This window comes from Kitasatospora sp. NPDC048296, from assembly GCF_043201815.1.
In the GTDB taxonomy this organism is placed as follows: domain Bacteria; phylum Actinomycetota; class Actinomycetes; order Streptomycetales; family Streptomycetaceae; genus Kitasatospora.
This window is the reverse complement of record NZ_JBICZB010000089.1, coordinates 16,608-28,263: the sequence shown is the minus strand read 5'-3', so window position 1 is coordinate 28,263 and position 11,656 is coordinate 16,608. Positions and strand designations below refer to the sequence as shown.

Sequence of the window (11,656 nt, the reverse complement as noted above, 5' to 3'; positions counted from 1 at the left end):
CCGCGCGGTGATCACCGTGATGAACTGCGCGAGCATCCCAACGGCTCGCCACACCAGGGCCGATGACCTGCACGAATCACGATGAAACGTCCTCAATGGCGGTTGGCTACGGTTCGACGGCTCCCGGCTGGCCGAGGAACGAGGCACCTGCTACATCCGGCTCGGCAGACCTGATCTCGCGGAGAAGTCCCTCACCGAGGCATTGAGCCAGACTCTCTCCGTCCGGCGTCGGGGGAGCGTTCTCACTGATCTCGCAATGCTGGGGGTTCAGCGGAGGGACAGTGATCACCTACTGTGCTACGCCGGTGAAGCCTTGACGCTAGCCCAGCAGAGCGGATCAGGGTATGTCTGCCGCAAGCTGCGGGAGCTGCAAGGGCAGCTGGAACCGCTCACGGCCGACCGACGCATCGCTGCCCTGAGCAACCAGATCGCGAGTCTGCCCGCGATCCCATCCTGAACGGACGACGAGAGGACTGAGCATGGAGAACGAGGACGGCCGGATCTTCCGTGAGGCATGGATCACCGGGGTCAAGAAGCACTTCCCCGGCGAGCCGAAACCGGGCTACATCACTCCTTGGGAAGAGACTCCGGATTGGGAACGCCAGTCGGCTGCCGCCGTGTTCGGCCAGGTTCGGGACTTCGTCGCTGTGAGCGGCGGCACAACCGCCAAGCTCACCCGGGAGCAGAAGGGACGCTTCGTCGCCCTGTGCTGGATCGCCCAGATCCACAAGCACATTCCGGACCCGAAGCCGAGCTACGTTGCCGACTGGGATGACCTGCCGGACTGGCAAAAGAAGACGGACTCCGACATCTTTGAACACATCGAGCAGACGATCTGAATATCCGCTCGTTGACAGCTCAAAGCCCAGCGTGTTGTCCTCCTTCAACGAGGGCCCAGAGTCAAACCTCTGAACAAATTCGCCAAACGCTTTGGTTCGCGGTACCCCCTTGACTCGCCAAGGGGGCACAGCTGTCGACTGGCTCATCTGCTGTATTTTGGCACCGGCCTACTCGTTCGAGGAGGCCGGCGCCATTCTTCTTTTTCTTTACTTCTCTCTCGATCGCCCGTCTCGCCTCGGCGGCGAGACGGGCGATCGAGATTTCGATATCCTGGTTTATTTAATACCCTCGATGGCCAAACTGAGGCCCACGCTCAACGGCCCTGATATCCACCCCTCAGCTTGCGGGTGTGTCCAGCCGAGCGCCATCGCCGGCGACCCTGCGGGCAGCGACTTCGACCTGTGGCGCAACATGGTCAGGGAACTCAACGAGGAACTGCTGGGTGCGCCTGAGTACGACGGTTCCGGTAGCCGGCCGCTGGATTACGATCGATGGCCGCTCTACCGTGCGCTTGAGCGAGCCCGGCGAACCCGGAGAATCCGGTTGTACTGCTTCGGCGTGGGCTGTGACGCGCTCACGTTGGCGGCAACCATCCCGACAACGCTCGTGATCGAAGATGAGGTGTTCGAGGAGTTGTTCGGCGAGGTCGTTAAGACCAACGCCGAGGGGGTGACCGTCACAGAGTGGAACGGCCAGGACACCTCTGCCGGCATCCCGTTCACCGAGCAGAACGTCCTACAGTTCATCAGAAATGAGCCCATGGCGCCGCCGGGCGCGTCATGCTTGGCCCTAGCCTGGAAGTACCGCGACCTACTGCTCGGCTCGTAGCCAACCGCAAGGCGTCGCGCCCACATGCAAAGAAGGAGCATCGTGCCCAGCGCGCCCGTGGATGACCAGCCCACCCCACTCGACAGTCGAGAGCAGTGGCGACGGGTGCGCAGCTTCCTGAACGATCAGCGTTACGCGTTGACCGCTCGGCTGCTGGCAGAGAACACGCCCGAGAGTCTCATCCCGGGGACACCCCTTCTGGCCCGACAGCACTGGATTTCGGAACAGCCGGTGCCGCTGGAGCACGTCCGGCTGAACTGGAAGCCAGACGCGCCCGCAGCACCGTTGAACGGCAGTGAGCCAGAGCTCGATCACATCCGACCGCACCGGGAGGACGGGAGCGTCTACCGAAGCTATGCGGACGCAGTTCGGGAACTCGCCAAACCGAGGCTGTTCGAGAACCGAAGCTGCTACCGCCTGCTTGATGTTGAGGCATCAGCCGCTGGTCCGACGCTGACCTTCGGCCGTGGCCAGTACTTCGACGTGATCAACATCTGCGAGGCCGCCGCGCACGAGTACGCTGCGGCATTCCTGGCGAGCTCGGACAAGCCGGTGGCCCCTTCGGCAACGCCCTTCCGCGCATCCATCGCCGATCCGACCGACCTCACGCGTCGGCCCGTCATGGCGGCGACGAGCACCCTGACCATCCGGAACGATCGGGCGTCCGGCGAAGCCGAGTTCGTGCTGCACTGGCGCGACCCTGAAAAGGTCGCCAGCGGTGGGGGCCTGTACCAGGTCATGCCTGTCGGGATGTTCCAGGCGTCACACGACGCGCCATGGAATGAGGGGAACGACTTCGATCTCTGGCGAGCAATCCTCAGGGAGCTGAGCGAGGAACTGCTCGGTGATACCGAGGACTACGGAAGCGACAAGGCGCCGATCGACTACGCGGCCTGGCCGCTCAACAAGGCACTCACGACCGCTCGCGAAGACGGGAGACTGCGGGTCTTCTGGCTCGGCCTCGGCATGGATCCGCTGACCTTCGTCACCGACATGCTGACCGTGGCCGTGTTCGACGCCGACTTGTTCGACGAGACGTTCCAGCGGATCGTCTCCACCAACGACGAAGGCCACCGCGTCGGGCAGGAGGACGCGACCGGGCGATCGACCGGAATTCCCTTCACCGCTGAGCAGGTAGACCGCCTCACGGCCACGGAACCCATGCAGCCCGCCGGCGCGGCCCTTCTGCGGCTCGCCTGGCGGCACCGGCATGCTTTGCTGGGCGGTATTCAGAAGTAGCGGGAGTTGCTCCTAGGATCCTCAGCTGTGCCCCTCGGCCGACCGAGGGGCACAGCTGCTAATCGATTAAAATTCTCGTGCCCTTTAAGGCGGCGGCCTCCTCGTCCAGAGGAGGTCGCCGCCTTCTATTTTCCCCTGCTGTTCTTTCCTCAGTCCCCGCCCTGCCGTCCAGGTGGGGCGGGGACTGGAGCCAAAGCTTCCCTTCTTGTCAATATTTCCTGGAACGTTCTCGTGGCGGCTCCCCTTGGCCATGCCAAGGGGAGCCGCAATCCTTGCCCTGGTGACTGTTCTCTAATTTTGGTGCGGGCCTCCTCCAAAAGGGAGGCCAGCACCAAAATTTCTCTTCTTGATTTATTTCGATCGCCTCGATGCCTAGGCGAGGCGATCGGACCGTTTCGCTGACCATCCTTCTGTTAATTTTGACATCCCCTATCGCCAGGAAGCTTCCCTCGATAGGTCGCGAGTATCTTCTTAGAGCCTGGCCCCTCGGATTTCCGAGGGACCAGGCTCGATCTTTCCCTGTTTGTTCAAAATTGATTTTTCTTTCAGTGGGGCGTCCTCGATCGAGGACGCCCCACCCGGACGGCGCTGACAGCCGGGTGACAGCGGCGTGACAGCAGGCCTGGCCCGGTGACAGGGGGCTGACAGCCGGGGCGGACAACCTGGGGGCATGACAGGAATCGCCACCGCCCCGAACACGCGGGGAAGCGCCGGGAATGCCGTCGAGGTGCACGGCATCGTCAAGCACTACGGCGCCACCAAGGCCCTCGACGGGGTCGACCTCACCGTCCGCGAGGGCACCGTCCTCGCCCTGCTCGGCCCCAACGGCGCGGGCAAGACCACCCTGGTCCGCGTTCTCTCCACCCTGATCAAGCCCGACGCCGGCACCGCGTACGTCGGCGGCTACGACGTCCTGCGCCAGCCCAAGCAGCTGCGCCGCACCATCGGCCTGACCGGCCAGTACGCCTCGGTGGACGAGCTGCTCTCCGGCTACGAGAACCTCTACCTGATCGGCCGGCTGCTCGACCTCTCCAGCCGCGAGGCCAAGGCCCGGGCCGCCGAACTGCTGGAGCGCTTCTCCCTCACCGAGGCCGCCAAGCGGCCCGCCAAGACCTACTCCGGCGGCATGCGCCGCCGCCTCGACCTGGCCGCCAGCATGATCGGCCGCCCCCGGGTGCTCTACCTGGACGAGCCCACCACCGGCCTGGACCCGCGCACCCGCAACGAGGTCTGGGACGAGGTGCAGCGGATGGTCGCCGAGGGCAGCACCGTGCTGCTGACCACCCAGTACATGGAGGAGGCGGAGCAGCTCGCGAGCCAGCTGACCGTCATCGACCGCGGCAAGGTGATCGCCAACGGCCGCGTCGCCGAGCTCAAGGCCAAGGTCGGCGGCCAGATCCTCCAGGTCCGCCCGGCCCACCCGGCCGAACTCCCGGAGATGGCCCGCTGCCTGCACGAGACCGGCATCACCGGCGCCACCGTCTCCGCCGCCGAAGGCCTGCTCGCCGTCCCACTCACCGACGAGGAGCAACTGACCACCGTGATCGGGGTGCTCGGCACCCGCGGCTTCGCGATCGCCGGCATCGACACCAAGGTCCCCAGCCTGGACGAGGTCTTCCTCGCCATCACCGGCAAGCCCACCACCGACGCGGCCACCGCCCCCGCCGCCGACCTCGTCAAGGAGCCCGTCGCATGACCACCGCCACGCTCGCCCCCGCCCGGGTGGAGGACACCCGGATCGGCCTGGCCGGCACCATGCGCCACATCGGCGCGCTGACCAGGCGCAACCTGATGCGGATCAAGGCCGACCCGGAGTCGATGTTCGACGCCGTGCTGATGCCGATCGTCTTCACGGTGCTGTTCGTCTACGTCTTCGGCGGCGCCATGTTCGCCGGGAACCAGGACGCCTACAAGCAGTTCATGATCCCCGGGCTGCTCGGGCAGACCGGCATGACGCTGGCGCTGGCCGTCGGCACCGGCCTGAACAGCGACTTCCAGACCGGGGTGATGGACCGCTTCCGCACCCTGCCGATCGGCCGGGCCTCGGTGCTGCTGTCCAAGATCATGGCGGAGACGCTGCGGGCGCTGCTCTCCTCCGCGATCCTGCTGACCTTCGCCTTCCTGCTCGGCTTCGAGCTGAAAACCGGTGTGCCGGAGCTGCTGGCCGCGGTCGGCCTGTCGCTGGTGTTCGGCATGTCGATCGTCTGGATCTCGATGCTGCTGGGCATGTCGCTGCGCAGCGCCCAGGCCGTCCAGGGCGTCTCCATGCTGGTCCTGATGCCGATGCAGTTCGGCAGCTCGATCTTCGCGCCGACCGACACCATGCCCGGCTGGCTCCAGGCCTTCACCAAGGTCAACCCGCTGTCCGCGCTGGCCGACGCGTCCCGCGCCCTGCTCAACGGCGAGGGGGCGGTGGCCCACCCGGTGATGATCGTGCTGATCTGGTCGGTCACCACCACCGCGATCTTCGCCCCGCTCGCGGTGGCCCGCTTCCGCAAGCGGACCTGAGCGAGCGGCGCGAGGCCCCGCGACGCGAGGACGCGGGTCGCGAGGACGCGGGTCGCGGGGACGCGGGTCGCGAGGACGCGGGTCGCGGGGACGCGCGTCGCGGGGACGGGGTCGGCCGGCGACCAGGGGACGGGCGCCGGCCGGCCACCGCTATCCGATCAACTCGTCCAGCAGCTCGTGGGTCTGCTGCCGGGTCATCCCGTCGCCCTCGGCGCGGGCCTCCTCGTACCCGGCGTCACCCAGCAGTTCCCGCAGCTGGACGGCCATCCGCTCGTGCTCGACCCGGTCCAGGTAGCCACCCTTCGGGCCGTGCAGCCCGCTCTGCGCGCCCTGCAGCACCGCCGCCAGCCGGGCCCGCCCCAGGTCCCCGTCGCGCGCGGCGAAGGAGCAGAGCACCCCGCACACCGCGGGCACCACCATCCCGGACATGTGGTCCGCGAAACCGCTCGCGGCCGTCATCGCCCGCAGCGACCGGCGGCCCTCGAGCAGCATGGCGAGCCCTCGCTCCGGCTCCCCTGCCCGGGCGGTGATCCAGCCCCGGAAACTGAGCATCAGCCCCTTCACTATGGTCGGCACGAAGCCGCTCACCGTGATCCCGTCGAGAACGTCCAGCTCGGCCAGTGCCTCCTGGTAGTCGCCGCGTTGGGCCCGGATGGCGCAGAGCGTCAGGTGGCCCATCATCAGAGCGCCGGTGGTGGACTGGTTGGCGCCCGAGGAGCCGACGGACTCCACCGCCTCGCGGATCACCCACTCGCCACGCGCCAGGTCGTCCTCCAGCAGGGCACTGCCGAGGTGCACCTTCAGGAGCGGCACCTCCTGCGGCGCCCCCAGCTCCTCGGCCAGCTCGATCGCCCGCTCGTACGCGGCGGCGGCGGCCTCGGCCTCGCCCCGGTTGGCCAGCGACTCGCCGCGGGCCGCCAGCGCCTGCGAGACCCCCCACAGGTTGCCGGCCTGCTCGTACAGCTCCAGGGAGCGCTCGCCGTCCCGGATGCTCTGCTCCGCGCCGTCCGGCCAGTCGTTCAGCATCCTGGCCCGGGCCTGCAGGATGAACGCCAGGTCGTTGGGTGCGCCGTGCACCTCGCAGCCGCGGACCGCGTCGTCCAGCAGCTCCTTCATCAGGTCCAGCCGACCGGACAGGAAGGCGCCGAACACCCGCATCAGCGCCGGGAACCGGTAGGACTGCGGCAGTTCGGGGGTGTAGGCGTCCGTCAGGCACTGGGCGACCGCGACCGCCTCCGGGTCGCCGAGCACGTCCAGGTTCCCCTCGAACAGCCCGAGCAGCCGGAACATCGCGAGCAGCCGGCGGGCCTCCCGGAGCACCTCGTCGGACATCGGCAGGCCGTACGCGAGCACGTTGCGCTCCAGCGGCACCGGCGGCGGGACGTCCGGGCCGAACGGGTCCGAGCCCAGGGCCGCGATCGCGGTGTACCAGCCGCGGGCCTCCAGGCTGTAGCCGCGCAGCGACCAGTACCAGCTCATGCCGAGGGCGAGGACCAGCGCCGGCTGCTCGTCACCGCGGTCGACCGCCCGGCGCAGCGCGGCCCGGATGTTGTCCTGCTCCCGCTCCAGCACGGCCAGCCAGTGCAGCTGCCGGGTTCCGTGGACCTCCTGGTCGGCGGAGGCGACGACGGAGCAGAAGTGGGCCAGGTGGGCGGCCTCGGTGGCGGCGCGCTCGGCGGCGGACCCCGCCAGCCGCTCGGTGGCGTACTCGTGGATGGTCTCCAGCATCCGGTAGCGCGGCAGGCTGTCGTCGTCCAGGTCGGCCACCAGCAGGGACTTGTCGACCAGGGACAGCAGCAGGGCGGCGACCTCACCCTGGGTCACCTCGGCGCCGTCGGCGCAGAGCGCCTCGGCGTCCTCCAGCCGCCAGCCGCCAGCGAACACCGACAGGCGCCGCAGCACCGCCCGCTCCCGCTTGCCCAGCAGGTCCCAGCTCCAGTCGACGACCGCGCGCAGGGTCTGCTGGCGCGGCAGCAGGGTGCGGCTGCCGGCGGTGAGCAGTGCGAAGCGGCCGTCCAGACGGTCGGCTATCTGACGGGCAGTCATCACCCGCAGCCGGGCGGCGGCCAGTTCGATGGCCAGCGGCAGGCCGTCCAGGCGGCGGCAGATCTCGGCGCAGGCCTCCGGGTCGCTCTGCGGGTCGAAGCCGGGACGGGCGGTGGCGGCGCGCTCGGCGAACAGTCGCAGCGCCACCGGGTCGGGCAGCGGCTCGACCGGCAGCACCGTCTCGCCGGGCACGCCGAGCGGCTCGCGGCTGGTGGCGAGCACGGTCAGCCCGGGGCACTCGGCGAGCAGCACGTCGGCGAGGTCGGCGGCGGCCTGGATCAGGTGCTCGCAGTTGTCCAGGATCAGCAGCATCCGACGGTGGCCGCAGTGCTCGACCAGCCGGCGCACCGGGTCCTCGGCGCGCTTGTCCATCACCTCGGCGACCATGTTGGCGCTGTGCAACTGGATCTCGCGCAGGCCGAGCGCGGAGACCACGGCGGCGGGGACGGCGTCCGGGCTCTCCAGCGAGGCGAGTTCGGCCACCCAGACGCCGTCCGGCCAGTGCCCGGCGGACTGTTCGGCGCGGCCGGCCTCGATCGACATCCTGGTCTTGCCGGAGCCGCCGGGGCCGGTCAGGGTGATCAGCCGTCGGTCCGTCACCATGCGGCGCAGGGCGGCTATGTCGACCTCGCGGCCGACGAAGCTGGTCAGCCGGCCGCGCAGATTGCTTCCGGCGCGCGGGAGTTGGGGGGCCGACGGGGCTGGCGCGGGCGGCGCGGGCGGCACCGCCGGGGCGGGCCGCGGAGGCTCCGATGAGGCGAGCAACTCGGCGTGCACGGACTGGAGTTGACGACCGGGGTCGACGCCGAGTTCCTCCGCCAGGGCCCGCCTGGTGCGCTCGTAGTGGCGCAGCGCCTCGGCAGTGCGGCCGCTCTCGTGCAGCGCCCGGAGCATCAGCAGCTGCAGGGGCTCGTCCAGCGGCTGCCGTTCGCACAACTCGGCGAGTTCGGCGACCAGCTCGGCGGCCCGGCCGAGCCCGAGGTCGGCGGTGATCCGGTGGCGGCGGACCTCGTCCCGCTGGGCCTCCAGCCGGGCGGCCGGGCCCGCGCGGTCGGACAGGTCGGCCAGGGCCGGGCCGCGCCACAGGGCGAGTGCGGCATGCAGCCGCCCGGCGGCCAGCGCGTGGTCGCCGGCGTCCAGGGCGCGGCGGCCCTCGCCGCTCAGCCGCTGGAAGTCGGCGAGGTCGGTGGCCGGCTCGGTCAGCCAGTACCCGGCGGGGCCGGAGCCGACCCGCTCCCGACCGATGGTGCGGCGCAGCCGGCCGACCAGGGTCTGCAGCGCGGCGGAGGAGTCCTGCGGGGGCTCGGCGTCCCACACCTCGTCCACCAGCAGGTCGGCCGGGACCGGCCGGCCCTGGCGCAGGGCCAGCGCGGTGAGCAGGGCCCGCAGCCGGGCGCCGCCGAGCGGGACCGGTGTGCCGTCGTCGTGGTGGGCCGTGGTGGTCCCGAGGATGCCGTAGTGCACCGGTCCATTCTGGTCGATGGGCGGTGGCGGGGCCGCACAATTGTGTCGGCTCCCACGACCGACTCCCACGACCGACTCCCACGGCCGGCTCCCACGGCCGGCCCGGACGGCGGCGGAACCGGGGACGAGCCCTCGGACGTTCACCCCACACGGCTTGTCCGGCCACCGGCCCGCCCGGCATGATCGGTCCCTGCCGGTATTCCCCTTCCCTCTGCCCACGGAGCACCCCCACCATGACCTTCGCCGCCACGCCGCGATCCCGCAGCGAGGACCGCCGGATCAGCCCGGTGTTCTGGGTGCTCCTCGCCACCCTCGGCACCTCCGCCTGGGCGGTGTACGCCGGCTACGGCAACGCCCGGTTCGGGGTGTTCCTGTTCGTGGTGTCGGGGTGGATGGTCTCGCTCTGCCTGCACGAGTACGCCCACGCGCGCACCGCGCTGCACGGCGGCGACATCACCGTCGGCGCCAAGGGCTACCTCACGCTCAACCCGCTGAAGTACGCCAACGTGCTGCTCAGCTTCGTGCTGCCGATCGTCTTCGTGATCCTCGGCGGCATCGGTCTGCCCGGCGGCTCGGTGTGGATCGAGCGGCACCGGATCCAGGGCCGGCTCAAGCACAGTCTGATCTCGGCGGCCGGGCCGCTGGTGAACCTGGTGTTCGCGGCGGCGCTGCTGATCCCGGTCGGTGCCGGCTGGCTGGACGACTCGACCGTGCACGCCTCCTACTACGGCTACGAGCTGACCGTCTCGCCCTTCGCCTGCGCCCTCGGCTTCCTCGGCCTGCTGCAGCTCAGCGCGGCCCTGCTGAACCTGCTGCCGGTGCCCGGCCTGGACGGCTACGGGATCATCGAGCCCTGGCTCTCGGTCAAGACCCGGCGCGCGGTCGAGCCGTTCGCGCCGTACGGCATGCTCGCGGTGTTCGCGCTGCTGTGGCAGCCCGAGGTGAACTCGTTCTTCTTCGGGATCGTCCACGACCTGATGAACCTGTTCGGCGTGGACACCGACTACGCGACGGTCGGCCGGTACCTCTTCAGCTTCTGGAAGAACTAGTCCTGCTCGGCCGCCGTCGCGGCCTCGGCCAGCTTCGCCTTGCGGCGGTTCAGCCACAGCACGTTGCTGGCCACACCGGCCAGCGGGAGCCAGATCAGCCCGATCCAGAAGCCCGCGATCACCGAGACCACGGCGGCCGCCAGCGCGAGGACGGTGACGATCAGGGCGATGAGGGACGTGCGAGGCATGACGCGGGGCTCCTAGGCGCGGGTACGGACGGCCGGGTTGCGACCGCCACCCATTGTCGCCGACCTCACCTCCGGAGACGGTCCAGGGGTGAGGCCGACACGACGTCCGTCGATCACACGTCGGTGACCCGCAGGCCCGCGTGGGCCTTGTAGCGGCGGTTGACCGAGATCAGGTTGGCCACCAGCGCCTCCACCTGGTGGGCGTTGCGCAGCCGGCCCGCGAAGATGCCCCGCATGCCGGGGATCAGGTCCGCCAGCGCCCGCACCACGTCGGTGGCGGCCCGGTCGTCGCCGAGCACCATGACGTCGGTGTCGATCCGCTCCACCGACTCGTCCTGCAGCAGCACCGCCGAGAGGTGGTGGAAGGCGGCGGTGACCCGGGAGTCCGGCAGCAGCGCGGCGGCCTGCTGGGCGGCGCTGCCCTCCTCCGGCTTCAGCGCGTACGCGCCCTGCTTGTCGAAGCCGAGCGGGTTGACGCAGTCCACGACGATCTTTCCGGCCAGCTCCGTGCGCAGCGCGGCCAGGGTGGCGGCGTGGCCGTCCCACGGGACGGCGACGATCACCACGTCGCTCTCCCGGGCGACGGTGGCGTTGTCGGCGCCGCGCACGCCCGGGCCCAGCTCGGCGGCCGAGGCCTCGGCCCGGGCGGCGTCGCGGGAGCCGATGATCACCTGCTGGCCGGCCTTGGCCAGCCGCAGGGCCAGTCCCCGCCCCTGGTCGCCGGTGCCGCCGAGGACGCCGACCACCAGCTGCGAGACATCCGGCGCGTCGTGGGCCGGGTTTGTCGCTGAATCGAGGGAAGTCATGGGCCGATCCTGCCAAATCCCCGGCCGGGCGCGACATCCTGGCCCGCATGGACGCGGTGAGAGTTTCAGCACTCCGGGAGCGGCTGGCGGGCACCGGCTGGCTGGAGGCGGTCGGCGGCTTCGCGGGCTCGCTGCGGCGTTCGGTGGATCGGCGCGGGGCGGGCGAGTTGCTGCTGGTCGGCACCGAGGCGTACGAGCCCTGGCACCTCGCCGCCCACCTGGAGGACGAGGCCGCCTGGTCGGCCGTCCCCCGGCTGGCGCCCACCCTTTTGCGGCACCGCCCGCCCCCCGCCGCCCCGGCCCACCTGGGGCACGGCCTGCGCCGGCTCGCCGAGGCCCGGCGCGACGCCACCGTCCTGGTGGTGGCCCCCGCCGCGGCCGGCGCCCCGCTGCTGGAGCAAGTGCAGGACGCCCGCCGGCACGGCGCGACCGTCCTCGCGCTCGACGGCGCCGCCCCCGGCGCACCGGGCGACCTCGGCGGCATCGCCCATGAGCGGCTGGCCGTCGGCACCGCCGCCGAGGAGCCCTTCGACCTCGCCCAGCACCTGGTCACCGCCGCCGCCGGGCAGCCGGCCGGCCGCCGCTCCGCCCTGGACCGGCTGGCCGAACTCGCCGGGCGGCTGACCTCGGCGCCCTCGCTCAGCCGCTGGTGAAAAACCCGTTGCGGAGGCCGAAGCAGCCGTCCGAG

The 11,656-nt window shown here is 70.3% G+C and carries 10 protein-coding genes; 7 read left to right on the top strand and 3 right to left on the bottom strand.

Going from position 1 to position 11,656, the window contains the following annotated elements; translation table 11 throughout:
* Positions 1-479 precede the first annotated feature (479 nt).
* The 5 genes from ACGF12_RS33710 (at position 480) to ACGF12_RS33690 (ending at position 5,415) form a co-directional block, all read left to right on the top strand.
* Positions 480-839 carry a hypothetical protein gene (locus tag ACGF12_RS33710; RefSeq protein WP_393038769.1) on the top strand — a complete coding sequence of 120 codons (360 nt, stop codon included), beginning with the start codon at positions 480-482 and terminating at the stop codon, positions 837-839.
* Positions 840-1,131: 292 nt separating this feature from the next.
* Positions 1,132-1,668 carry a hypothetical protein gene (locus tag ACGF12_RS33705; RefSeq protein WP_393038766.1) on the top strand — a complete coding sequence of 179 codons (537 nt, stop codon included), beginning with the start codon at positions 1,132-1,134 and terminating at the stop codon, positions 1,666-1,668.
* A 42-nt stretch (positions 1,669-1,710) separates the two neighbouring features.
* Positions 1,711-2,907: an XRE family transcriptional regulator gene (locus ACGF12_RS33700; protein ID WP_393038763.1), complete on the top strand. Its 1,197-nt coding sequence runs from the start codon at positions 1,711-1,713 to the stop codon at positions 2,905-2,907.
* A 670-nt stretch (positions 2,908-3,577) separates the two neighbouring features.
* Positions 3,578-4,603 (top strand): ATP-binding cassette domain-containing protein, encoded by a 1,026-nt coding sequence (locus tag ACGF12_RS33695; RefSeq protein ID WP_393038760.1) that lies wholly within the window; start codon positions 3,578-3,580, stop codon positions 4,601-4,603.
* The gene (locus ACGF12_RS33690) at positions 4,600-5,415 is read left to right on the top strand and encodes an ABC transporter permease (RefSeq protein WP_393038757.1); all 816 of its coding nucleotides are present in this window, start codon (positions 4,600-4,602) and stop codon (positions 5,413-5,415) included. Before ACGF12_RS33695 ends, ACGF12_RS33690 begins: the two co-directional genes overlap by 4 nt.
* A gap of 150 nt (positions 5,416-5,565) precedes the next feature.
* Here ACGF12_RS33690 and ACGF12_RS33685 read toward each other — a convergent pair whose 3' ends face one another.
* A complete protein-coding gene (locus ACGF12_RS33685) occupies positions 5,566-8,925 on the bottom strand; it encodes an ATP-binding protein (protein ID WP_393038754.1) in 3,360 nt (1,119 codons plus the stop codon).
* A gap of 233 nt (positions 8,926-9,158) precedes the next feature.
* Here ACGF12_RS33685 and ACGF12_RS33680 point away from each other — a divergent pair, with 233 nt between their 5' ends.
* Positions 9,159-9,974 (top strand): site-2 protease family protein, encoded by an 816-nt coding sequence (locus tag ACGF12_RS33680; protein WP_393038751.1) that lies wholly within the window; start codon positions 9,159-9,161, stop codon positions 9,972-9,974.
* On the opposite strand, the gene ACGF12_RS33675 is transcribed toward ACGF12_RS33680, so the two are convergent.
* Positions 9,971-10,162 carry a hypothetical protein gene (locus tag ACGF12_RS33675; RefSeq protein ID WP_393038748.1) on the bottom strand — a complete coding sequence of 64 codons (192 nt, stop codon included), beginning with the start codon at positions 10,160-10,162 and terminating at the stop codon, positions 9,971-9,973. The genes ACGF12_RS33680 and ACGF12_RS33675 overlap by 4 nt on opposite strands.
* A gap of 113 nt (positions 10,163-10,275) precedes the next feature.
* The gene (gene npdG, locus ACGF12_RS33670) at positions 10,276-10,968 is read right to left on the bottom strand and encodes an NADPH-dependent F420 reductase (RefSeq protein WP_393038745.1); all 693 of its coding nucleotides are present in this window, start codon (positions 10,966-10,968) and stop codon (positions 10,276-10,278) included.
* A 47-nt stretch (positions 10,969-11,015) separates the two neighbouring features.
* On the opposite strand from npdG, the gene ACGF12_RS33665 reads away from it, so the two are divergent.
* Positions 11,016-11,621, top strand: coding sequence for a hypothetical protein (locus tag ACGF12_RS33665; protein ID WP_393038742.1), 606 nt, complete (start codon positions 11,016-11,018; stop codon positions 11,619-11,621).
* Positions 11,622-11,656 lie beyond the last annotated feature (35 nt).

Coding starts and splice junctions, on each gene's coding strand:
- ACGF12_RS33710 (WP_393038769.1), top strand. CDS start 480: ATGGAGAACGAGGACGGCCGGATCTTCCGTGAGGCATGGATCACCGGG.
- ACGF12_RS33705 (WP_393038766.1), top strand. CDS start 1,132: ATGGCCAAACTGAGGCCCACGCTCAACGGCCCTGATATCCACCCCTCA.
- ACGF12_RS33695 (WP_393038760.1), top strand. CDS start 3,578: ATGACAGGAATCGCCACCGCCCCGAACACGCGGGGAAGCGCCGGGAAT.
- ACGF12_RS33690 (WP_393038757.1), top strand. CDS start 4,600: ATGACCACCGCCACGCTCGCCCCCGCCCGGGTGGAGGACACCCGGATC.
- ACGF12_RS33680 (WP_393038751.1), top strand. CDS start 9,159: ATGACCTTCGCCGCCACGCCGCGATCCCGCAGCGAGGACCGCCGGATC.
- ACGF12_RS33675 (WP_393038748.1), bottom strand. CDS start 10,162: ATGCCTCGCACGTCCCTCATCGCCCTGATCGTCACCGTCCTCGCGCTG.
- npdG (WP_393038745.1), bottom strand. CDS start 10,968: ATGACTTCCCTCGATTCAGCGACAAACCCGGCCCACGACGCGCCGGAT.
- ACGF12_RS33665 (WP_393038742.1), top strand. CDS start 11,016: ATGGACGCGGTGAGAGTTTCAGCACTCCGGGAGCGGCTGGCGGGCACC.